The sequence below is a fragment of the Nitrospirillum guaranorum genome (genome assembly GCF_034653275.1).
Classification (GTDB): Bacteria; Pseudomonadota; Alphaproteobacteria; order Azospirillales; family Azospirillaceae; genus Nitrospirillum.
This window is the reverse complement of the sequence record NZ_JAYEES010000002.1, coordinates 204,000-226,877: the sequence shown is the minus strand read 5'-3', so window position 1 is coordinate 226,877 and position 22,878 is coordinate 204,000. Positions and strand designations below refer to the sequence as shown.

General features: G+C 68.7%; 15 protein-coding genes. 5 read left to right on the top strand and 10 right to left on the bottom strand.

Annotated elements, in window-relative coordinates:
- Together ligD and UAJ10_RS06845 are read left to right on the top strand one after the other, a co-directional pair.
- A complete protein-coding gene (ligD, locus tag UAJ10_RS06850; RefSeq protein WP_322914635.1) occupies positions 1-2,559 on the top strand; it encodes a DNA ligase D in 2,559 nt (852 codons plus the stop codon).
- A 77-nt stretch (positions 2,560-2,636) separates the two neighbouring features.
- Complete coding sequence (locus UAJ10_RS06845; RefSeq protein ID WP_322914634.1) at positions 2,637-3,251, top strand: glutathione S-transferase family protein; 615 nt, start codon at positions 2,637-2,639, stop codon at positions 3,249-3,251.
- A 10-nt stretch (positions 3,252-3,261) separates the two neighbouring features.
- On the opposite strand, the gene ku is transcribed toward UAJ10_RS06845, so the two are convergent.
- The 5 genes from ku to UAJ10_RS06820 form a co-directional block, all read right to left on the bottom strand.
- Positions 3,262-4,074 (bottom strand): non-homologous end joining protein Ku, encoded by an 813-nt coding sequence (ku, locus tag UAJ10_RS06840; protein WP_322914633.1) that lies wholly within the window; start codon positions 4,072-4,074, stop codon positions 3,262-3,264.
- A gap of 63 nt (positions 4,075-4,137) precedes the next feature.
- Complete coding sequence (locus UAJ10_RS06835) at positions 4,138-7,359, bottom strand: efflux RND transporter permease subunit (RefSeq protein ID WP_322914632.1); 3,222 nt, start codon at positions 7,357-7,359, stop codon at positions 4,138-4,140.
- An 11-nt stretch (positions 7,360-7,370) separates the two neighbouring features.
- On the bottom strand, positions 7,371-8,543 hold the full coding sequence (locus tag UAJ10_RS06830; RefSeq protein ID WP_322914631.1) for an efflux RND transporter periplasmic adaptor subunit: 1,173 nt from the start codon (positions 8,541-8,543) through the stop codon (positions 7,371-7,373).
- Entirely contained in the window at positions 8,540-9,796 is a 1,257-nt protein-coding gene (locus UAJ10_RS06825; protein WP_322914630.1) for a TolC family protein, read from the bottom strand. The genes UAJ10_RS06830 and UAJ10_RS06825 overlap by 4 nt, the downstream gene beginning before the upstream one ends.
- 78 nt (positions 9,797-9,874) lie before the next feature.
- Entirely contained in the window at positions 9,875-10,207 is a 333-nt protein-coding gene (locus tag UAJ10_RS06820; RefSeq protein WP_322914629.1) for a hypothetical protein, read from the bottom strand.
- A 157-nt stretch (positions 10,208-10,364) separates the two neighbouring features.
- Between UAJ10_RS06820 and UAJ10_RS06815 the strand changes: the two genes are divergently transcribed.
- On the top strand, positions 10,365-11,909 hold the full coding sequence (locus UAJ10_RS06815) for a tryptophan halogenase family protein (RefSeq protein ID WP_322914628.1): 1,545 nt from the start codon (positions 10,365-10,367) through the stop codon (positions 11,907-11,909).
- 35 nt (positions 11,910-11,944) lie between these two features.
- Here the strand turns inward: UAJ10_RS06815 and UAJ10_RS06810 are convergent, their stop codons facing one another.
- From UAJ10_RS06810 to UAJ10_RS06795, 4 genes are all read right to left on the bottom strand, one after another.
- A complete protein-coding gene (locus UAJ10_RS06810) occupies positions 11,945-12,952 on the bottom strand; it encodes a cupin-like domain-containing protein (protein WP_322914627.1) in 1,008 nt (335 codons plus the stop codon).
- A gap of 13 nt (positions 12,953-12,965) precedes the next feature.
- On the bottom strand, positions 12,966-13,679 hold the full coding sequence (locus UAJ10_RS06805; RefSeq protein WP_322914626.1) for a SapC family protein: 714 nt from the start codon (positions 13,677-13,679) through the stop codon (positions 12,966-12,968).
- Positions 13,680-13,694: 15 nt separating this feature from the next.
- On the bottom strand, positions 13,695-15,230 hold the full coding sequence (locus tag UAJ10_RS06800) for a tryptophan halogenase family protein (protein ID WP_322914625.1): 1,536 nt from the start codon (positions 15,228-15,230) through the stop codon (positions 13,695-13,697).
- Positions 15,231-15,403: 173 nt separating this feature from the next.
- The gene (locus UAJ10_RS06795) at positions 15,404-18,241 is read right to left on the bottom strand and encodes a TonB-dependent receptor (protein ID WP_322914624.1); all 2,838 of its coding nucleotides are present in this window, start codon (positions 18,239-18,241) and stop codon (positions 15,404-15,406) included.
- A gap of 768 nt (positions 18,242-19,009) precedes the next feature.
- On the opposite strand from UAJ10_RS06795, the gene UAJ10_RS06790 reads away from it, so the two are divergent.
- Both UAJ10_RS06790 and UAJ10_RS06785 read left to right on the top strand, forming a co-directional pair.
- Positions 19,010-19,240, top strand: coding sequence for a tautomerase family protein (locus tag UAJ10_RS06790; RefSeq protein WP_322914623.1), 231 nt, complete (start codon positions 19,010-19,012; stop codon positions 19,238-19,240).
- 108 nt (positions 19,241-19,348) lie between these two features.
- A complete protein-coding gene (locus tag UAJ10_RS06785; RefSeq protein ID WP_322914622.1) occupies positions 19,349-20,086 on the top strand; it encodes a FadR/GntR family transcriptional regulator in 738 nt (245 codons plus the stop codon).
- Positions 20,087-20,143: 57 nt separating this feature from the next.
- Here UAJ10_RS06785 and UAJ10_RS06780 read toward each other — a convergent pair whose 3' ends face one another.
- The gene (locus tag UAJ10_RS06780; protein WP_322914621.1) at positions 20,144-22,825 is read right to left on the bottom strand and encodes a glycoside hydrolase family 3 C-terminal domain-containing protein; all 2,682 of its coding nucleotides are present in this window, start codon (positions 22,823-22,825) and stop codon (positions 20,144-20,146) included.
- Between the last annotated feature and the right edge of the window lie 53 nt (positions 22,826-22,878).

Below are 22,878 nucleotides of genomic sequence, written 5' to 3'. Positions count from 1 at the left end.
ATGGCGCTGGAGACCTACCATAAGAAGCGCGACTTCACGGCCACGCCCGAGCCCCGGGGACGCAAGGGCCGCAAGGCGGGCCACAGCTTCGTCATCCAAAAGCATGACGCCACCCGCCTGCACTATGATTTCCGGCTGGAAATGGACGGCGTGCTGAAAAGCTGGGCGGTCACCCGGGGGCCCAGCCTGGTGCCCGGCGAAAAGCGCCTGGCCGTCCATGTCGAGGACCACCCGCTGGACTATGGCGACTTCGAAGGTACCATCCCCAAGGGCGAATACGGCGGCGGCACCGTCATCGTCTGGGACCGGGGCGAGTGGACGCCCATCGGCGACGCCCACAAGGGCTACGCCAAGGGGCACCTCGATTTCGAGCTGCACGGGGAAAAGCTGGGCGGCCATTGGCACCTGGTGCGGATGCACAAGCGGCCGGGGGAAAAGCGCGAGAACTGGCTGCTGATCAAGGGCGAGGATGGGGCCGCGCGCGGCGAGGGCGACGCCGACATCCTGGAAGAGCGGCCGGAATCGGTGAAGACGGGCCGGGTCATCGCCGAGGTGGCGGGGGAGGAACCGGGCTGGTCCTCCAAAACGGGCAGGATCCAGAGGAAGGCCCGCACCCCGGCCCGCGAGACTGTCGCCGAGACCGCCGCGGCGGCCGGGACGCCCAAGCTGAAAGGGGCCAAGGCCGGCCCGCTGCCGGATTTCGTGGAGCCCGCCCTGGCCACGCTGCAGGCCAAGCCCCCGGTGGGGGATCGCTGGGTGCATGAGATCAAGTTCGACGGCTACCGTCTGCAGGCCCGCGTCGAGGCGGGGCGGGTCAAGCTGCTGACCCGGGGCGGCCTGGACTGGACCAAGAAGTTCGGCAAGGCGGTGCCGGAGGCGCTGGCGGCGCTGCCGGTGGGCAAGGCGCTGATCGATGGCGAGCTGGTGGTGGAAAACGCCGCCGGCGCTTCCGATTTTTCCGCCTTGCAGGCCGACCTCAGCGAGGGCCGCGGCGACCGCTTCCTGTTCTACGCCTTCGACCTTCTTCATCTGGAGGACCGGGACCTGCGCGGCGTGGGGCTGGAGCGGCGCAAGGCGGCCTTGAAGGACCTGTTGGCGGACGCCGGCGATCCCCTGCGATACAGCGAACATTTCGAGGAGAGCGGCGGCCTGGTGCTGAACCACGCCTGCCGCCTGAGCCTGGAGGGCATTGTCTCCAAGGTGCGCGACGCCGCCTACCGGCCGGGCCGGGGCAAAGGCTGGATCAAGTCCAAGTGCGGCAACCGCCAGGAATTCGTGGTGGCGGGCTATGTCCCGTCCACCACCGCGCGCCGCGCCATCGGCTCGCTGGTCATGGGGGTCTATGACGAGGGCGAGTTGCGCCACGTCGGGCGCGTCGGCACCGGCTATACCGTTTCGGTGGCGGAAGAATTGTTCCGCCGGCTGGAACGCATGCGGGTGCAGGACAGCCCGTTCGACGACACCCTGACGGCGGAGGAACGGCGCCTGGTGCGCTATGTCCGGCCCGACCTGGTGGCGGAGGTGGACTTCCGCACCTGGACGGGCGACGGTAACATCCGCCATGCTGCCTTCCGTGGCCTGCGGGAAGACAAGGATCCGAAAGACGTGGTGCGTGAACCAGCCGCCAGGGCGCCGGCGGGCACCGTCCGCGTGGCGGGCCGCGCGGAGCCCAAGCCCCTGATGAAGCTGAGCCATCCTGACCGCCTCTATTGGCCGGACGAGGGGGTGACGAAGGCTGGTCTGGTCGATTACTACACGGAGGTTTGGCGGTCCATCGCCCCCTTCATCGTCGGCCGGCCGCTGGCCCTGCTGCGCTGCCCCAACGGCATCGCCGGTGAGAAGTTCTTCCAAAAGCATGCCTGGAAGGGGCTGAGCAAAGCCATTGTCCAGGTACCCGACCCGACGGAACCGGCGGAAGGGCCGTTGATCGCGATCAACGACCTGGACGGTCTGCTGGGCCTGGTGCAGGCGGCGGTGCTGGAAATCCACCCCTGGGGCTCGACCCTCAAGGATTGGGAACGGCCGGACACCATCACCCTGGACCTGGACCCGGGGGAGGGCGTGGCATGGCAGGCGGTCATCGATGCCGCGCATGAGGTCAAGGACAGGCTGGAGCACGCGGGCCTGGCGGCCTTCGTCAAGACCACCGGCGGCAAGGGCCTGCATGTGGTGGCGCCGTTGATGCCCAAGGCCGACTGGACGGCCGTGAAGGCCTTCACCAAAGGCATCGCCGACGCCATGGCCGCCGACAGCCCGGACCGGTTCGTGGCCACCATCACCAAGGCCAAGCGCACCGGCAAAATCCTGGTCGACTACCTGCGCAACCAGCGGGGCGCGACGGCGGTCGCCGCCTATTCCACCCGCGCCCGGCCCGGCGCGGCCGTTTCCATGCCCATGGCGTGGGAGGAATTGAGCCCGGCCATCGGCCCCGCCTATTTCACGGTCATGACGGCTCCCACGCGACTGGCCGCCCTTTCCGCCGACCCGTGGGCCGATTTCCGGGCGGCGGCCCGGCCCTTGGAGGAGGGGAAGAGGCCGGCGCGCAAGCGGGCCGGCTAGGGCGGCGGGTCAAGGGGCTGGCGCCGCGCCCGGTTTCAGGCAGAATGCGTCCCCCACCCGCCAAAGAGGCTGATGCCATGCGCCTGATCGGAATGCCGGATTCACCCTATGTCCGCCGCGTGGGCATCTCGCTGGTGGCCATGGGGCTGCCCTTCGAGCATGAGCGGGTGTCCGTCTTCCGCCACTACGACACCTTCGCCGCCATCAACCCGGTGGTGAAGGCGCCAACCCTGGTGCTGGATGACGGCACGGTGCTGATGGACAGCACCTTGATCCTGGACGCGCTGGAACGCCTGGTGCCGGCGGACAGGCATCTCATGCCCGCCGACACCGCCGCCTTCATCCGCGCCCAGCGCCTGATCGGCCTGGCGCTGGTGGCGTGCGAGAAGACGGTGCAGGTGGTCTATGAACTGGAGCTGCGCCCCGAGGACAAGCAGCACCAACCCTGGCTGGAACGGGTGCGCGCCCAGGCCGTCACCGCCTTCGACCTGCTGGAGCGCGAGGTGGGGGACGGCACCACCTGGATGGGCGGCGACCGTCCCAACCAGGCCGACATCACCACCGCCGTCGCCTGGTATTTCGCCCAGAACATGGCCCCCGGACTGATCGACCCGGCCAAGCATCCCGGCCTGGTCCGCCTGTCGGATCGTGCGGAGGCGCTGCCCGAATTCCAGGCCGTGCCATACGCCTGAGCGGGCGGGCCTACCGTCGCTTGGGCGCGCCCTTGCCCTCGGCGGCCAGGCTTTTCTTCAACGCGTCCATGATGTTGATGACGTTGCTGGGGGCGTCGGCCTCCGGCGCCTTGGCCTTGGCGGGGCGCTTGCGGCCCTTCTTCTTGGCGGCGATCAGGTCCAACAGGCGGTCCTGCACCGGATCATCCACCAGGGAGGGGTCCCAGGGCCGCGTGCGTTCCTCGATCAGGGTCTTGACCAGGGACATCAGCTTGGGCTCGGGCTTCTCCTCACCGATGCCGCCGAAGTAGGCGTCCGGGTCGCGCACCTCATCACCATAGCGCAGGGTCCAGACGATGATGCCCTTGCCTTGTGGCTCCAGCATCACGGCCCGTTCCCGCCGGTACATCACCAGGCGGGAGATGCCGACCCTGCCGGTGGCGGCCATGGCCTCACGGATGACGGAGAACGCCTCCTCCCCCACGGGGTCGCTGGGCGTCAGGTAGTGGGGGGTGTCGTACCAAATCCATTCGATGCTATCGCGCGGCACGAACATTTCGATGTCGATGGTGCGGGTGCTTTCCAGCGCAACCGCATCCAGTTCGTCATCCTCCAGGATCAAATAGTCGTCTTCGCCCCGGGGATAGCCCTTGGCCTCATCGTCCTCGTCCACCGGGTCGCCGGTGACGGCGTCGACGTAGCGGCTGACCACCCGATTGCCCGTCTCGCGGTTCAGGGTGTGGAAGCGGACCTTCTCGTTCTCCGACGTGGCCGGCGTCATGGCCACCTGGCATGTGACCAAGGACAGCTTGAGATAGCCCTTCCAGAACGAACGCGGCGCCATTCCGGCGATCTCCTGCGGCAATTGACCCCAGGAAACCACCGGAACGGACAGCCGGTTCCGGCACTATTCCGCCAGTGACGGCACCGCCCTTCCCGCCGGTGCCGGGCTTGGCACGGCGAAGCGGCGGTAGAGTGCCGGCAGGACGACCAGGGTCAGCGCGGTGGCGCTGATCAGGCCGCCGATGACGACGGTGGCCAGCGGCCGCTGCACCTCCGCCCCCGGACCGGTGGCCAGCGCCATGGGCACGAAGCCCAGTGACGCGACCAGGGCCGTCATCAGCACCGGCCGCAGGCGGTTCAGCGCCCCGTCGCGGATGGCGGCCAGGGGATCGTCGCCGTTGGCGATGGCCTGGCGGATGAAGGACACCATGACCAGGCCGTTCAGCACGGCGATGCCGGACAGGGCGATGAAGCCCACCGCGGCGGAGATGGAAAAGGGCATGCCGCGCAGCCACAGCGCCGCGATGCCGCCGGTCAGGGCCAGCGGCACGCCGCTGAACACCAGCGCGGCGTCCCGTGCCGAGCCCAAGGCGCCGTAGAGCAACAGGAAGATGGCGGCGAAGCAGGCCGGCACCACCACCGCCAGACGGTCGCGCGCCGCCGCCAGATTCTCGAACTGGCCGCCCCACTTGACCCAGTAGCCGGACGGCAGGGATACCGAGGCCAGCCGCGCTTGCGCCTCCGCCACGAAGGACCCGATGTCCCGGCCGCGCACATTGGCCTGGATGACAATGCGCCGCTTGCCGTCCTCCCGCCCGATCTGGTTGGGCCCTTCCGCCAGGGTGAAGCTGGCGACGGTGCCCAGCGGCACGAAGCGGGGACCATCTGCGCCCTTTTCGGGCAGGGGCACCGGCAGGGCGCGCAGGGTATCCAGGTCATTGCGCATGGGATCGGCCAGCCGCACCGTGACGTCGAAGCGGCGGTCGCCCTCGAACACCTGCCCGGCGGCCCGCCCACCCACGGCCATGGCCACGACGTCCTGTACGTCCTGGGCGCTGAGGCCGAAGCGGGCGGCGGTCTGGCGGTCGACGCGGATGTCCAGGGTGGGCAGGCCCGCCGCCTGGTCCACCCGCACGTCGGCCGCGCCGGCGATGCCCTGCAGCACGCCGGCGATGCGATTGGCCGAGGCCTGCAGGGCCTCGAAGTCGTCGCCGTACAGCTTCACCGCCACGTCGCTGCGCACGCCGGAGATCAGCTCGTTGAAGCGCATCTGAATGGGCTGGGTGAACTCATAGGCGTTGCCGGGCAGTTGGCCCAGCGCCGCCTCGACGCGGGCCACCAGGTCGGCCTTGGGCAAGCCCGGGTCCGGCCATCGCGACCGTGGCTTCAGGATGATGAAGGTGTCGGACGCGTTGGGCGGCATGGGGTCGGCCGCCATCTCCGCCGTGCCTGTCTTGGAGAAGACGAAGGCCACTTCCGGCATCGCGCCCACCGCCCGTTCCACCTGCTGCTGCATGGCGGTGGATTCGGTCAGCGAGGTGCTGGGGATGCGCACCGCCTGCACGGCGATGTCCTGCTCATCCAGCGTGGGGATGAATTCCTGCCCCATGCGGGTGAACAGGCCCACGCTGGCCAGGAACAGGCAGGCGGCGCCGAAGATCCAGGGCAGGGGCGTGGCCAACGCCCGTTCCAGGACAGGCGCGTACCAGCCCTTGGCCCGCGCCACCACACGGTTCTCCGTCTCATTGACGGGCCCGGTGATGGCCAGGGCGATCAGCGCCGGCACCAGGGTCAGGGACAGGATGAAGGCCCCCACCAGGGCGGTGATGACCGTCAAGGCCATGGGCTGGAACATCTTGCCCTCCACCCCGGTGAAGGTCAGCAGCGGCACATAGACCAGGATGATGATGGCCTGGCCGTAGACGGACGGGCGGATCATCTCCTTGGAGGCGGCCACCACTTCCGCCAACCGTTCCGGTGGGGAGAGGGGGCGGCCCAGGGCCTGCTGGCGGTGGCCCAAGCGGCGCAGGCAGTTCTCCGCGATGATGACGGCGCCGTCGACGATCAGGCCGAAGTCCAGGGCGCCCAGGCTCATCAGGTTGGCGCTGATGCCGGCCTCCACCATGCCCATGGCCGTCAGCAGCATGGTCACGGGGATGACGGCGGCGGTGATCAGGGCGGCGCGGATGTTGCCCAACAGGGCGAACAGCACCACGATCACCAGCAGGGCGCCCTCCGCCAGGTTCTTGCCCACGGTGTGGATGGTGGCATCCACCAGCTTGGTGCGGTTCAGCACCACCTCCGCCTTGATGTCGGGGGGCAGGGTGCGGGCGACGTCGGCCAGCGTGGCCGTCACGGCCGCGGCCGCCGTGCGGCTGTTGCCACCCACCCGCATCAGGGCGGTGCCCACCACCACCTCCAGCCCGTTCTCGCTGGCGCTGCCACTGCGCAGTTCATGACCCAGGCTCACGGCGGCCACGTCGCGCAGCAGGACGGGCGTCCCGTCGCGCGTCGCAATGGGCACGGCAGCGATGTCCTCCGTATCGCGCAGGCGGCCGTCGGCCCGCACCACGTAGGCCTCCCCCCGCCGTTCCAGGTAGCCCGCGCCGGCGCTCGTGTTGTTGCGCTCCAGCGCCTGTGCGACGTCTGTCAGGGTCAGGCCCCGGGCGGCCAGCCGCTGCGGATCGGGTGCCACCTGGTACTGCTTCACATATCCGCCGATGGCGTCCACCCCGGCGATTCCGGGCACGCCCTTCACCTGCGGCCGGATAATCCAGTCCTGCACGGTGCGCAGGTAGGTCGCCCGCTGCGCCTCCGTGGTCAGCACCTCGCCCTCCGGCGTGCGATAGCCGCCGTCGGCCTGCCAGCCGGCGGCGCCCGGCTTGACCTTGGCGGGATCGAAGGGGGCCAGGGATACGGTCCACATGGCGACCTCCCCCAGCCCAGTGGACAGCGCCCCCATGTGGGGTTCCGCCCCCTCGGGCAAGGCGGCCTTGGCCTCGCCCAGGCGTTCCCCCACCTGCTGGCGGGCGAAGTAGATGTCCACATTCTCGGCGAACAGGGCGGTGACCTGGGAGAAGCCGTTGCGCGACAGCGAGCGCGTGCCCTCCAGCCCCGGGATGCCGGCCAGCGCCGTCTCGATGGGGAAGGTCACCTGCTTCTCCACCTCCACCGGCGACAGGGCCGGGGCGGTGGTGTTGATCTGCACCTGCTTGTTGGTGATGTCGGGCACGGCGTCGATGGGCAGGCGCAGGGCCGTCCAGCCACCCACGGCCATCGCCAGCAGGGCCAGCGCCACCACCATCCAGCGGTGACGCACGGACAGGGTGAGGATACGTTCAAGCATTGTTGGTCTCCTCACTCGTCATGGCCGGCGTCGCCCTTGCCGGCCTCCGCCTTCAGGATGAAGGCATTGCCGGCGGCGATGGTGTCGCCGGGCTTGAGGCCGGCCAGCACTTCCACGCGGGTGCCATCGCCACGGCCCAGGGTGACCGGCCGCCGCTCATAACCGGCGGGCACGGGCACGAACACCTGGGTCCGTCCCTCCAGCGTCACCACCGCGTCCTCCGGCACCAGCACGGCGGCCTCCTGCGCGTCCGCCGCCAGCGTGCCGGTGGCGAAATCGCCGGGGCGCCAGGATCCGTCCGGGTTTTCCAGGGTCGCCACCACGGGGGCGGCGCCGGTGGCCGGATCCAGCACGGGCCCGACGTGGGTGACGCGGGCGGTGGCCGTGCGGCCGTCCGCGCCGCTGACGCCCAGTTCCTTGCCCACCGCCACGAAGGGCAGGTCGCGGGCATAGACGGGGAAGGTCAGGGACAGGCTGGCTAGGTCGGCCACGACATAGGCGTCGGTGTCGGCTGCCAGCCGGTCGCCCCGGGTGGCGCCCCGGGCGATGACGTGCCCGGCGATGGGGCTGCGCAATTCCAGCCGCTGCAGATTGCCGCCCTTGGCCTTGGCGCTGGTTTCATCCAGTCCCAAGGCCTGCAGGCTGTGGCGGGCGCGGCCGGTGCGGATGCTGGCTTCCGCCGCTGCCGCCTTGGCCTGCAGGTGGTCCCGCTCGGGCGAGATGCGCTGGCGCCACAACGCCTCTTCCCGCACCGCCGTGGTGCGGGCCAGCTCCTCGTTTTCCCGCGCCGCCAGGTACTCGGCGCGGGCGTCGGCCACCTCCGTGCTGTCGATCAGGGCCAGCACCTCGCCGGCCGTGACCGCGTCGCCCAGCTTCTTGCGCGCTTCCGTCACCACGCCGGCGATGCGGGGGGCGATGTGGACGATGTGGTCCTGGTCGGCCGTCACCGTGGCGGTGACGCGCACCTGGCGAACCAGGCGGCCGGGGCCGGCGACGACGGCGGTGACGCCGGCGGCCTTGGCTTGTTCCGCCGTCAGGCGCACCAGCCCGTCGTCGTGCGCCTCATGGGTGGCGGACTCTTCGCCTTTGGGCGCCTCGCCGGTGGCGATCCAGACAACCAGCCCGCCCAGGGCCAGCGCTCCGGCGCCCAGGCGCCACAGGGTCTGCTTGGAGATAGGGGTCATGGCTGGGCCTCCTCGGCGCCGGTCAGCCGGTCCAGGTCGGCGCGGCTCTGGTGATAGTCCTGATAGGCCGCCACCAGGGTCAGGCGGGCCGCCAGCAGCGTGCGCTGGGCGTCCAGCACATCCAGGTAGGGGAATTTGCCTTGGCGGTAGCCATCGCGGGTCGCGGCGGCGGCCTGCTCCGCCCCGGGCACGACCTGCCCGGCCAGTGTCTCGGCCTCCGCCCGCGCCACCGCCACGCGGTCGCGCGCGATGGCCAGGGCGGTGTCCTGGTCGCGGGTGGCGCGGTCCAATTCCATCTCCGCCTCGGTGCTCTCCTGATAGGCGCGGTGGATGCCGCCCCGGTTGGTGTCGAAGGCGGGGATGGGGATGGTGACGCCCAGCACCAGGGCGGTGTCGCGCCCGTCGTTGAAGCGGCGCACGCCGGCGCCCACGGTCACATCGGGCACGGCCCGCGCCCGCTCCACGGCGATGGTGGCTCGGGTGCGGCCCACCTCCGCTCGCCAGCGGGCCACGTCGGGGGTGTTCCCGCCGGCGGCGGCGGGCAGGGTGGGGCCCAAGTCGCGCAGGACGGCCGGGTCCAACGGCGGCACCGGGCCACCCACCAGCAGTTCCAGGCTGCGGCGGGCGGCGGTCTCATCCCGCGCGGCGCGGGCCGCCTCGATCTCCGCCTGGCGCAGGTCGGTGGCGGCGCGATCCTCCTGGATGGCGCTGTCGTGGCCGGACCGCACCCGGGCGGCGACCGCGCGGGCGGTTTCCGCCGCCAGGCCGCGCTGCTCCTCCACGATGGTGCGGCGGACGGTGGCGGCCAGCAGGGCGGCGTGGGCCACACGCACGTCGCGCACCAGGTCCAGGCGCACGATGTCGGCGTCCAGGCGGGCGCGGCTTTCCGCCGCCGTCGCCACGGCCTGGCGGCTGCCGCGCTTGCCGCCCAGCTCCACCAATTGGTTCAGGCCCAGCGTCGTTTCCATGGCGCGGGTGCCGCTGTAAGGGCCGGATCCGGCCAGGTTCTCGGTTTGCAGCGAGACCTGGGGGTTGGGCAGCACGCCGGCCTGCATGACGTCGCCCTGGGCGGCGGCCACGCGGGCCTGGGCCGCCTTCAAGCGCGGGTTGGTGGCCAGCGCCTGGGCGATCAGGTTGGCGAGGGTGGCGTCATGGATGGACGCGGCGGGGACGGGCGGTGGCGGTTCGGCCACCGCCCAGGCGGGCCAGGTCACGGCCAAGGCCGCGGCCAGCCCGAGAATCGGGATGCGCATGAAGGCTCCGGACAAGCAGGATCGATCAAGCCGCCCCCGGGGGGCGGCGTCAGGGCGCGAAAGCGCGCGGTGGATCGATCAGGCGGCCGGTGGCCGGTCCGGGGGGGCCAGGGTGCGGGTGGTGTAGGGCTGGTCCAACGGCGGCAAGGCCGTGGGACGCGGCTGGACGCTGGGCCCCGGCATGAGCGCGGGCCCGACGGCGTCGGCCACATGAACATGGCCGCAGGGGCCCTGGCCGGCGTGAAAATGCACGGCGCTGTGGCGCAGGCCGTCGGTGGGGTCGGGCGCCCCTTCCACGACGACGTGCTCCTGGATGGCGCCGCACGTCGGCGCGCCGCCCGCCATCTCGGTCAGGGACGGGCCGTCGAACACCGCCGTGAACAGCAGCAGAAGGGCGAGCAACCAGCGCATGGCCGCCAATTTGGCGATTAAGGCCCGGGGCTTCAAGCCTTTCGACGATTTATGGCCTTTCGACGATTTATGGCTCGCGCCACAAAAAGTTGTGACGCCGCGTGTCGCGCCACGATAGAAAGGAGGGACAGGGAGAGACATCGCCGGGACCCAACGCATGGCCGCGCCGCACACCGCAGATGATACCGCTACCAACGCGCCCTTGCGCCGCATCGTCATCGTCGGCGGCGGCACCGCCGGATGGATGGCTGCGGCCAGCCTGGCCAAGTTCCTGCGCAACCTGAAGTGTGACATCCAGCTGGTGGAATCCGAGCAGATCGGCACCGTGGGCGTGGGCGAGGCCACCATCCCGCCCATCATGAACTTCATCCGCGTGCTGGGCATCGATGAGGACGACCTCATCCGCCAGACGAACGCCACCTTCAAGCTGGGCATCCGCTTCCAGGACTGGACCCGCCTGGGCCATTCCTATTTCCACCCCTTCGGCCACACCGGTTTCGAGATGGAGGGGATAGGGTTCCCCGCCTATTGGATGCGCATGCGGCTGGCCGGCGCCGCCGCGCCGCTGGAGGAATATTCGCTGCAGGCCCAGGCGGCGGCGCACAACCGCTTCATGCGCCCGGTGAAGGCGCCGGGATCGCCGCTGGAGGGTATCACCTACGCCCTGCATTTCGACGCCGCCTTGTTCGCCCGCTACCTGCGCAGCTATTCCGAGGCGCGCGGCGTCACCCGGGTGGAGGGCAAGGTGGTGAAGGCCGACCTACGGCCCGAGGATGGCTTCATCGAGGCCCTGCGGCTGGAAGACGGCCGCCGGGTGGAGGGCGACTTCTTCATCGATTGCAGCGGCTTCCGCGGCCTGCTGATCGAGGAGGCGCTGCAGGCCGGCTATGAGAACTGGCAAAGCTATCTGCCCTGCGACAGCGCCGTCGCCGTCCCCAGCGAGCGGACGGGCGCGCCGCCCTCCTACACCCTGGCGGCGGCGCGGGACGCCGGCTGGCAATGGCGCATCCCGCTGCAGCACCGCGAGGGCAATGGCGTGGTCTATGCCCGCGATTTCCTGGGCGATGAGGCGGCGCGGGAAACGTTGCTGGCCAACCTGGCGGGCAAGCCCCTGGCCGACCCGCGCATCCTGCGCTTCGTCACCGGCCGGCGACGCGAGACCTGGAAGCGCAACTGCCTGTCCCTGGGCCTCGCCAGCGGCTTCCTGGAACCCCTGGAGTCCACCAGCATCCACATGGTGCACCGGGGCCTGGCCCTGTTCATCCAGATGCTGCCCGACCGGCGGTGCGAGCCCGCGGACATCGCCCGCTACAACAGGATGGTGGCGTTCGAGTACGAGCGCATCCGCGACTTCCTGGTGCTGCACTACGCCACCAACGAACGGCGGGATACCGAATTCTGGCGCCATTGCGCCGCCATCGACTGGCCGGACAGCCTGAAGGCCAAGATCGAGCTGTTCCAGAGCCATGGCCGCATCCAGCGCGAGGACACCGAGCTGTTCCCGGAGCAAAGCTGGCTTTACGTCTTCACCGGCCAGGGCCTGCGCCCCCGGCGCTACGACCCCCTGACCGACCTGCTGGATCCGGAAAAGATGCGCGGCGCCCTGGCCAACATCCACGACGTCATCGGCCGCGTGGTCCAGACCATGCCCCACCACCAAGCCTTCATCGACCGGCACTGCGCCGCGCACCCGTCACGATGAGGCGCCTGGTGGCCGATGGCGGAGGATGACCCTTCTCACCCCCCGCGCAGCAACTGCATCACCCGGGCGCGGATGCGGCCGTAGTTGCCCGCCTTCAGGGGGCCCAGCACGCCGTGCTGCTCCGCCGGCAGGTGGGCCAGGGGATGGCCCTGGGGGCGGAAGACGTAATGGTCGAAGAAGGCGCGCCAGGCCTGCCGCTCCGCCTCCGGCCGCTCGGCCATCGTGATCATGGCCAGAAGCAGGCTGGTGAAAGGGGCGTCCGGGCCGGTGGCGAAGGCGTCCCACCAGTAGTTGACCAGGCCGTTGAAGGGGGCGGTCGCCTCCACCTGGTGCCACCACAGCTTGGGCAGGAACAGGGCGTCGCCGGGCTCCAGTTCCGCCACCAGCGCCTGGTCGCGGATGGCCTGGAAGCGCGGGTAGGCGGGGTTGTCGGGATCGGACGCGGCCAGGCTGATGGGCTGGCCCGACAGGGTGTTGTCGATGGGGCCGATGTAGAGGTCGCCCACAGACGCCGGCGGATACAGGGTGAAGCGCCGTTTGCCGGCCACGACGCAGGCCAGGTTCTCGAACGCGTCGTAATGGGTGGCCACGGTGGAGGCATGGCCCAGCCAGATGCGGCCCGCCACCCCCGCCGGCAGCAGGGGCATGGGGTTTTCCGCCGTGAAGCCCGGCAGATGCTCATCCAGGGTCAGCGACCCGGCGTAGAGGGTGGGGGCGGTGGGATCATCCAGGCCCCGCACCATCAGGTCCAGCGCCTCGCCCAGGCGCAGGGTGCGGCGTTCGAAATTGAAGCTTTTGAGGTCCGCGCCATAGAAATAGCGGCCCCGGATTCCCGGCGGGCCGACGAAGGTCTCCATGGCGACGCCGGGTCCGAAGCCGTTGAGATAGTCGCGCAGGGCGGCGGGGGCGGCCCGCGCCGCCACCGGCCAGTGCGTCACCAGCCCGCGCAGGATGAGGGGGCTGCCCACCGCCACCACCTCATCCAGGAATTGCTCCCGCGAAGTGATGGCGCTGCCGTCGCGTTCGGCGACTTCGGTCGTCATGGGGGTGCCGCCGTCAGCCCCAGGCCGGGGCGGCGGACAGGCCCGCGCTCAGCTGCTTGTTCTTGCGCTCCGCCATCAGGGGCACGTGCTTCAGCGACGCGATCATCAGGTAGATCAACTGCATGTAGCCGCGGCGGAACAGGTCCAGCACGGCGGCATCCGGCAAGGCGCGCAGGGCCTCACGGTCGATGGTGTACAGGTTGGCCAGGTCGTGCTGGCTGCCGTCGTCGAAGCTGAGGCTGATGTCGATGGGCTCGATCAGCTTCAGGGACATCAGCGTCTCGATGAAGCGCTTGGTGCGTTCCAGCCCCGGCCGCAATTCCTGCATGGCGTTGATGATGCCCCGCAGATAGGGGGTCATCTCCCCGTTCGGCGCGAACAGCGGCTCGCCCGCGTCGATGCCCACCCGGGCGTCGTCCAGGTCGATGGCCAGATCCTCCCCGACCGTGTAGAAGGGGCCGCGCTGCAGGGTCAGCGGGCGATAGCCCTGCCAGCCGTCCGGCGTCAGGAACAGGTTTTCATTCTGGGCGAAGCCCAACACGGCGCCACAGACGAAGGCGCCGGTCTCCGCGTCCTTGGACAGCAGGATGGGGCACTGCACGGCCAGCAGGGGGAACTCGGCCACGATGACGGCGACGAAATGCTTGGCGTCGAAGGCGGGGTTGGCCTTGGCCTTCACCTGCAGGTCGCGGTGGGCGTGGGCGTTGACGATGGCGATATTGGTCATGGGTCCCATCCGGGCTCAGATCGATTGCATGCCGTGGTCGCGGATCTTGCGCACCAGGTCGCGGTTCTTGGGCAGGTTCGCCCTCATCTTCTGGGCCATGGCCGCGTTCTCTTCCATGATGCGGCTGGCCAGGAGGGCGTCGGCACTGTTTTCGGCGGGGTCCACCTCGGTGCGGAAGCCCATGCCGTACAGCACGTACTGGTAGCTCGCGGCGGGGAACACCTCTTCCAGCCGGTCGAACTCATCCAGGAACCAGGGCGCGCGGTATTTCCACAGGCGCAGCAGATCCCGCAGCCGTTCCGGTGTCGAGGCGGGATCGACGTTGTCGCGCCAGAACGCCGTGTCCGTCCGCTGGGTCAGGACATAATGCAGCTTCAGGAAATCGATGATGCGGCCCCAGCGGTAGTGGGTCACCTCGTTGAAGCGGCGGGCGACGACATCCATGACGCTGCGGCGGGCGGGCAGCTGGTCGGCGATGATCTTGGCCGACAGCTCGATCAGCATGATGGCGGAGGCTTCCAGCGGTTCCAGGAAGCCGGCGGCCAGGCCCACGGCCACGCAGTTGTTTTTCCAGAACATCTCGCGATGGCCGGAGCGGATGGGGATCTTGCGCGCCTCGGCCTTCGTGCCGGCGTAGCGCGCCAGCTCGGCCCGCGCCGCCTCCTCATCGATATGGTCGCTGGAATAGACGTAGCCCAGGCCGCGCCGGGTGGGCAAGGCGATGTCCCAGATCCAGCCGGACGACTGTGCGGTGGCGATGGTCTGCGACGCCATCGGGGCGTCCTCGCTCTCATGCGGGACCTGCACCGCCAGCGCCGTGTCACAGAACAGCACGTCGCGGCATTCCTTGAAGCCCACGCCCAGCGTCTTGCCGATCAGCAAGGCGCGGAAGCCGGTGCAGTCCACGAACATGTCGCCGGTGATCTCGCCCGCCTGCTCGGTCACCAGGCCGGTGATGTCGCCGGCCTCATCCTGCTTCACCTGGGTGACGTCGGCCAGGACATGACGGACGCCCAGCTTTTCCGTGCAGTGCTTCTGCATGAAGCTGGCGAATTTGCCGGCGTCCAGGTGGTAGGCGTAGTTGGCCAAGCCCCGGTATTCGGGGGTGGCGATGGTCTTGGGCGCCAGGCCTTCCTCGCAGATGGTTTCCTGCGGGCAGACGGCCGCGGAGAAGGTGCGGCCGCGCCCGTCCTGCAGCCAATGGGGCACCAGATTCACCTGGGACCAGCCGTGCGGCAGCATCAGCGGGTGGTAGTAGGCATCGTCGGCGGCGCCGGTGGTCCAGCCCACGAACTTGCCACCTTGCTTGAAGGCGGTGTCGCAATGGCGGAAGAACTCCGTCTCCGACACGCCCATCTTTTCCAGCGTGGTGCGCATGGTGGGCCAGGTGCCCTCGCCCACGCCGATGATGGCGACGTTGGGGGATTCCACCAAGGTGACCTTGAAGCCCGAGGCCATACGCGCCTTGTGCCGGGCGGCGATGACGCCCGCGGTCAGCCAGCCGGCGGTACCGCCGCCGACGATGACGATATGCTGGATGGGACGATCCATGAAGGCATCCTGGTTTTCGGGATGCCGGCCCCCCTCCCTGGCGGGGACATGCGGCATCCGGTATCGGTCCAGTGTAAGGCCTTTCTCCCGCTCCTTCAGAGGGAAAAAGGGGCCGCCACGTGCCACGGCGGCCCCCCAGGAGTTTAGGAGGAAGGTACGCTCACAAACAAACCTTAGTACTTGAAGTGCGCGCCGACAGTGTACCGCTGCCCGTAGGCGACGGCATCCAGCAGCTGCTCCTTGTACCGGCCATGAGTTGAGTAGGTCTCGTTGGTCAGGTTCAAGGCTTCGAAGTAGACGCTCACATACTCGTTCACGTCGTAGCTGGTGCTGAAGTCCACCTCCCAGGCCGGGTCGACGAAGGTCGGCTCGGACCCGTAGATGGAACCACCCTGCGCCTGGCCGAAGTGGTCCAGGTACTCATCGCGCCAGTTGACGGCGATACGCGCCTGGAACCCATACTTGTCGTAGAAGCCGACGAAGTTGGCGGAGTTGGCCAGACCCGTGACCGCGAAGCCGCTGACCGACAGGTTGTTCGGATCATAGGGCTTGTCGGTGCCGACGACGGTGGCGTTGGCCTGGAAGCCGAAGCCGGTGTCATCGAACACGTGCTGGATGGACATTTCCAGACCATAGACCTGGGCCGACGGCCCGTTCAGGTAGGTGCTGTAGGCGTACTGGACGTCCTTGCCCGTGGTCGGGTCGAGAACGCCGACGAAGCTCTTCTGCGACGTGCCGCCGACCACGAAGTTCGTGACGCTCTTCATGAAGCCGTCGATCGCGACGTAGGAGTTGCGCTGGTAGTAGTACTCGGCCCCGATGTCCACGTTGTCGGACAGGTAGGGCATCAACTGCGGGTTGCCGCCCGACGCCGATACCGTGCCGACGCGCTGCGTGCTGATGCTGTAGACCGGGGTCATGTTGTTGAGCGGCGGACGGGTCAGGGTGCGCGACGCGTTGAAGCGCACCTGCAGGTCGTCCGTGACGCCCAAGGTCAGATCCAGGTTGGGCAGCAGGAACTGGTAGTTGTTGGTGCCCGAGACGGTGGTGACGGGGCCGTAGGCCACCGTGAACGCGGTCTTGTCGCCCGGCGTCACGGTGAAGGCGGTCGGCGTCTGGCCCAGGCCGGACGACGTCACGTGGGTGATTTCCTCGCGGGCGCCCACGTTGACCTTCAGCGGCATATCCGCCACCTGGGTCTTGAACGTCGCCGCGACATAGGGGGCGAAGGTTTCTTCCTCGATGTCGCGCTTGGAACCCGGGGACAGGATCAGGCGGTAGGTGCCGTCGAAGGGCGGGGTGCAGCAGCCGTAGTTGAAGCCCGGGATGTTCTTCGTCTGCGGATTGCCCAGCGACTGCAGGTAGTTCAGGATCTGGCCCGGGTTGGCCATCAGGATCTGCGACGGCAGGTTGCCGTTGTTGGCGAAGCCCGGGATGAAGTTGGACGTGCTGAAGGTCTTGGTGAACCAATCCTGCGGCAGGGCGACGCCCGTGGGCGAGCCCGAGGCCGGACCGTAGCCGCTGTACGCCTGCCAATCGCTGTTGGTGAAGGTGTCGTAGCTGCTCAGGTCTTCCTTGTTATCGATGTACTGCATGCCGAAGCGGATGGTGGTGTCGCCACTCTTCCATTCAGCCTCGGCCTTGCCCTGGTCGATGACGTTGTAATTGCGGGTCGAACTCATCGGGAAGACGTGCGACCCGATGAAGCCGTTGGTGAAGTGCGACTTGTCGCCGTTCGGCCCGTAGACGGTGGGATAGGGCAGGGCGCCGGCCGCGACGCCGGTGATGCCCACGTTGTTGGTGTTGATGCAGGTGCCGCTGGCGCAGGAGCCGTAACCCACGTCGGCGTCCAGGCTGGTCAGCTGGTCGTTCGGGTTCTGCCAGGATTCGGACCGGGCGGCGTCGACCGTGATCTTCCAGTTGTTGGTCGGCGTCCACTTGATGTTCAGGCCGTACAGGTTGTTCTGCAGCACCTGGCTGTTGTACTGGGCCTGGAAGTCGGTCGGCGTGTTGGGCTGAACGAAGTCGACCACCGACCCGTTGCTGTTCAGCTTCACGTTCTGCAGGGCGCCCGAGTTGAACCAGATGCTGTAGCCATACTGGTTCTGGTGGGCGTCCTCACGCTGGAAGTCGTCGTTCAGCGTGATTTCAAGCTGGTCGGACGGCTGCCACTGCAGGGCCAGGCGGCCCGACTTGCGGATGGTGTCGCTGTGTTCCTGATACAGGCCGTAGTCCTGGATGAACCAGGCCGGAACGCCGGACGGCGTGCCCGACGCCAGGCTGCCGAACTTGTCGCTGGTGGTGCCGATCCAGCCCTGGCTGTTCACGTGGTTGCCCAGGGTCTGGGTCTCGTTGAAGCCGGCGGCCAGCAGGATGCCGAAGGTGTCGTGGGCGAAGGTGTCGCTGACCAGGAAAGCGCCGTTGGGTGAGGCGCCGTCCGCGTCAGAGGCGTAGGAGCCCGAGACGGAACCTGCCGCCCGGAAGCCCGAATGCTCCAGCGGCTTGGGGAACTTGATGTTGACGGTGGCGCCGATGGCGCCCGCCGACAGAGACGCGTCAGGCGACTTCAGGACGTCGATCTGCCCGACGAAGTCGGAGCTGACGGAGCTGAAGTCGAAACCGCGGCCGGAACTGGCGGCCGAGGCGGACACGCGGCCGTCGAACAACGTCTCGTTGAAGCTGGGGCCGAAGCCGCGGACGGTGATGGCGGTGGCGTCACCGGTGGAGGTGGGCACGCCGCCCATGCTGCTGGTGCCGCGGCTGATGGACACGCCGGGAATGCGCTGCATCGAGGCCGCGACGTTGGAATCGGGGAACTTACCGATGTCCTCGGCCGAAATGGCGTCGACGATGCCATCCGCCTCGCGCTTGATATCAAGGTTACGTTGCAGAGACCCGATGATGCCGGTGACGATGATATCTTCCATCGTGTCGGAATTGGTGCCGCCCTTGCCTGGGCTGGGCTGAGTCGTTTGCGCGAATGCCGGCGTTGCCAGGCCCGCGATGGTCATCAGCGAAACACCGGTCAGAACGGCCGTGCGGAAATTCGCCGTCGGTGACTTGGACGCTCCCTTTTTTCTTTGGAAACTCACCATATTTTCCCTCCCTAGTTTTGAAGGCGCTGGTTTTGTTTGTGATACCGGGCACGGAATAGAAAAATATGGCAACGCCAACGCTTGTTGTTAGCGCTATCATATTTATATGCAAAATCCCGTGTGCAGCTTATGGCTGGCAGGCGTGCGGCATGATTTGCCGGCCAGCGTTCATCCTCCCGTTCGCTAGAGTAATTCTAAGCCGCCACTGTCGTGGAAAGCCCCCAACCCTATGCAATGGTAACGCTACCACAGGGTGCGGGTAGGGGCGACAAAAATCTGAACATTGCGATTTTGAGACGGCGAGTGTGTCATTTGTACCAACATTCCCGGTGGCGACGGGGCGATGAGAACGGTCTCAGCGCCGGGTGCGTGGCGAACAACGGCGGCGCGGTATAGGGACTCCGGCGCCTTTCGCGGGTGCAGCAACCAGAAGGGGAAGAAGCCAGGCGGCGGAAGGGCGTCCGTCGGGGCCTGTCCGCCGGCGGATCAGGTGTTAACGCGGCGCCTGATCGTGGCATCGGCGTCTGTTAAGATGTCCATGATCATGGATCAGCGGGAGATTGGAACATGAAGATCATGCGCGCCGGGGCGCGGGCCCAGGGCAGGGGCTTACCCGACACCGTCACCGGTCCCACGCGGACCAATCCACCCGTCGGTCCTGACCAGTCTGTGGCGGCCTGACCCATGCCCCACATCATCGTGAAGATGTACGCCGGCCGCAGCGAGGCGCAGAAGGCCAAGCTGGCCGAGGAACTGACCCGGACCCTCATGACCCACATGGGCAGCAGCGAGGCGTCGGTGTCCATCAGCATCGAGGACGTGGATCCCGCCGACTGGGTGGAGGCGGTCTACAAGCCAGACATCGTGGACAAGCCCGGCACGCTTTATAAGAAGCCAGGTTATGACCCCCGGTGAGAAAGCCCGGCCCAAGATTGGCCGTTGTCGCCGCGAATGTTACAACGGTGCTGGCGGCGGCCCATCGCGGGGCCGCCCCTGTGGACGTCAGCGCCGGCGGATTGTCGTATGGATGAATTGATCGCCGGGCTGACCCGCCTGGGCCGAGGCTCCCCAATGGGACGGCTGCACGGCTCCCTGGCCCGCAAGCTGGGTACCGACATCGTCACCGGCCGCTACCAGCCGGGCGACGTCCTGGAGAATGAGATCGTCAATGCCGAGCGGCTGAAGGTCTCCCGCTCCGCCTATCGCGAGGCGTTGCGCATCCTGGCGGCCAAGGGGCTGGTGGAAAGCCGGCCCAAGAGCGGCACCCAGGTCTGCGCCCGGTCGCGTTGGAACCTGCTGGATCCCGACGTCCTGGCCTGGCATTTCGCGACCGAGCCCAGCAAGGACTTCATCTACAGCCTGTTCGAACTGCGCATGATCGTGGAACCCGGCATCGCCGCCCTGGCGGCGGAGCGGCGCACCGAGGACCAGCTGGCCCGCATGACGGCGGCGCTGGACATCATGGACCGCCATACCCTGGCGGCGGAGGAGGGGCAGGCCGCCGACGCCGATTTCCACGACACCCTGCTGGAGGCCAGCAGCAATCCCCTCATCGGGTCGCTGGCCGTCAGCATCGGGGCGGCGGTGCGGTGGAGCACCATCCACAAGCTGCGCGAGGGGGTGGTGTTGCGCGACCCCATCCCCCTGCACCGCTATGTCCTGAACGCCGTCGCCGCCCGCGATGCGGAAGCGGCGCGCGACGCCATGCGCCTGTTGATCACCGAGGCGCTGCGCGACACGGCCCAGTCTTTCAAGGCATAGCCCCGGCAAGGCATAGACCGGGCAAGACATGGACCGGGCCGCGCGCGGACTTGGGACTTACCGCTCGATGGACAGCGCCGCCGTGGTGGCGAACTGCCCCTGCTTGACGGGCACGCCGCTGTCCGGCTGGCCGGAACCGACGCTGACCTGGTAGGTGCCGGCCATGACCTGGCGGTCGCCGTCCCGGGTGACGAAGCTGAGGTCGCGGGGCGACAGCTCGAACGACACCGTGCGGCTTTCGCCCGGCGCCAGGGACAGGCGCTGGAAGCCACGCAGCGCCAGGCGCGGCGCCCCCTCGAACGCTGGCGGCTTCAGGTACAGCTGCGCCACCTCGTCGCCGGCGCGATCGCCGGTGTTGGTCACCGTGGCCGTCACCCGTACGCCGTTCTCGGCGCCACCGTGCGTCGGCTCCACGGTCACGGCGCCGTAGTCGAAGCGCGTGTAGGACAGGCCGTAGCCGAAGGGGTAGACGGCCTGGCCGGTGAAATAGCGATAGGTGCGGCCCGTCATGGCGTAATCGTCGAACGGCGGCAGGTCGGCCACGCTGCGGTAGAAGGTCAGCGGCAGGCGGCCGGCCGGGTTGGTCTTGCCCGACAGCACGTCGGCGACGGCCAGGCCCCCCGCCTGGCCAGGGTACCAGGCCTCGACGATGGCGGCGGCGTTGTCCTTGGCCCACGACAAATCCAGCGGACTGCCGTTCAGCAGGACCACCACCACCGGCTTGCCCGTGGCCTTGGCCGCCTGCAGCAGGCGGCGCTGCTCCGATGGCAGATCGAGGGAGGTCTTGTCGCCGCCGGCGAAGCCCTCGATCTGGCGCTTCATCTCCTCGCCCTCCAGGTCGGCGCTCAGGCCCACGGCGGCGACGATGACGTCGGCGTCGGCCACGGCCGTGGCCAAGTCGCCGTCAGCGGCGGCGGCGGGCGCCACCCGCTTCCACAGGAACTCCACCCCGCCCATGCCGTGCACGTCGGTGGCGACGCGGATGGGATAGCGCTTGCCCTTTTCCAGGGTCACGGTTTCCAGCTTGGGCAGGTCACCCCACAGCGGCGTGCCCAGGTCCACGCGGCGGCCGTCGAACTCGAATTCCCCGCCGGAGAAGCCGGTCATGCCCAGGCGGTAGGTGCCGGATTCCGGTGGCACCAGGAAGCCTGTCCAGACCACGCGGTAATTCTCCGCCACCGTCTTCTGGTCATGGCCGCTGCCGCCCACTTGCGCCTCCACCCGCGTCACCACGGGCTTGGACGCCACCTCCAGCGGCGGCATGGAGCCGAAGGGCGCGTCCGGCGCCGGGATCTTCACCGGGCCGGTGGCGTTGAAATATTGCGCCCGCACGCCCGGCTTGCCATCAGGCGTCACCAGGGCGGACGTGGGCACTGGGTCGCCGTCCATGACGGTCTCGTTGAAGGGGACGTGGGTGATGCGCGTGCCCGGCATCACCTGGCGCAGGCCGTCCAGCACCGACACCGGCGGGGCAGACAGGGCCGAGGAGTAGTTGCCGCGCAGCACGCGGGTGGAATTGCCATGCGGCCCGATCACCGCCACCTTGACGCCGGGCTTCAGGGGCAGCACGCCGTCGTTCTTCAGCAGCACCATGCTTTCACCGGCCACCTTGCGCGCCAGCTGCTGATGCTCCGCCGTGCCGATGGCCTGGACGGGCACATCCTGCTTGGGACGGTCCAGGCCGGGGAGGTCGCCGTTGCGGTAACGGGCGGAGAACAGGCGCACCAGCGCCAGGTCAATGTCCGCGGCGCCGATCAGGCCGCGCGTGTACGCCTCCTTGTAGCGCGCCGCCAGCCCACCGCCGGCGCCAAACAGGGTGGCGACGTTGCACTCGTTGTCCACCCCGGCCTTCAGGGCGGCGGCCACCGCGGCCGCCTGGTCCGGCGCGTATTTGTGATTGTCGGCGATGTCCTTCACCGCGTCGCAGTCCGACACGACATAGCCGGTGAAGTGCCAGGCGCCGCGCAGATGGTCCTTCAGCAGAAGGTCGCTGGCGCAGGCCGGCTGCCCGTCGATGCGGTTGTAGGCGCACATGATGGACCCGGCACGCGCCTCCACGATGGCGGCGCGGAAGGCGGGCAGGTAGGTGTCCTCAAGGTCATGCGGCGAGACATAGACGTTGGCGGCGTGGCGGGTCGATTCCGGGCCGCTGTGCACGGCGAAATGCTTGGGCGTCGCCACCACGTCCGGCAGGTCGGGGTTGGGCCCCTGCATGCCGCCGACGAAGGCCACCGCCAGGCGCGCCGTCAGGTAGGGATCCTCGCCATAGGTTTCCTGGCCCCGGCCCCAGCGCGGGTCGCGGTAGATGTTGATGTTGGGCGACCAGGTGTCCAGGCCGGTGCCGATGCGGCCCAGGTGGCCCGTGGCGCGGCCCAGGGTGTGCAGGGCGCGCACCTCCACGCTGACGGTCCCGGCGACGTCGTGCACCAGGGGCGCGTCGAAGGTGGCGGCCAGGCCGATGGGCTCGGGAAAGTTGGTGGTGGGGACGGCGCCGATGGCGCCGTGCAGCGATTCCGTCCACCAGTTGTAGGCGGGGATGTCCAGCCGGGGGATGGCCGGCGCCACGTTGACCAGCTGGCCCAGCTTCTCATCCAGCGTCATGCGGGCGACCAGGGCCTGCGCCTTTTGCCACGCCTCGCTGACGGCGGGGGCGGCGGGCTGGTCCGCGCGCACCTGCGGTGCCAGGGCGAAGAAGGCGGCGCCGAGCAGCAGCGCGCGTGTCAGGGGGCGATAACGCATTCTTTTCCTTCCCATTCCTTGTTCTTTTACCAGGTTCTTCCACAGGTTGGCCG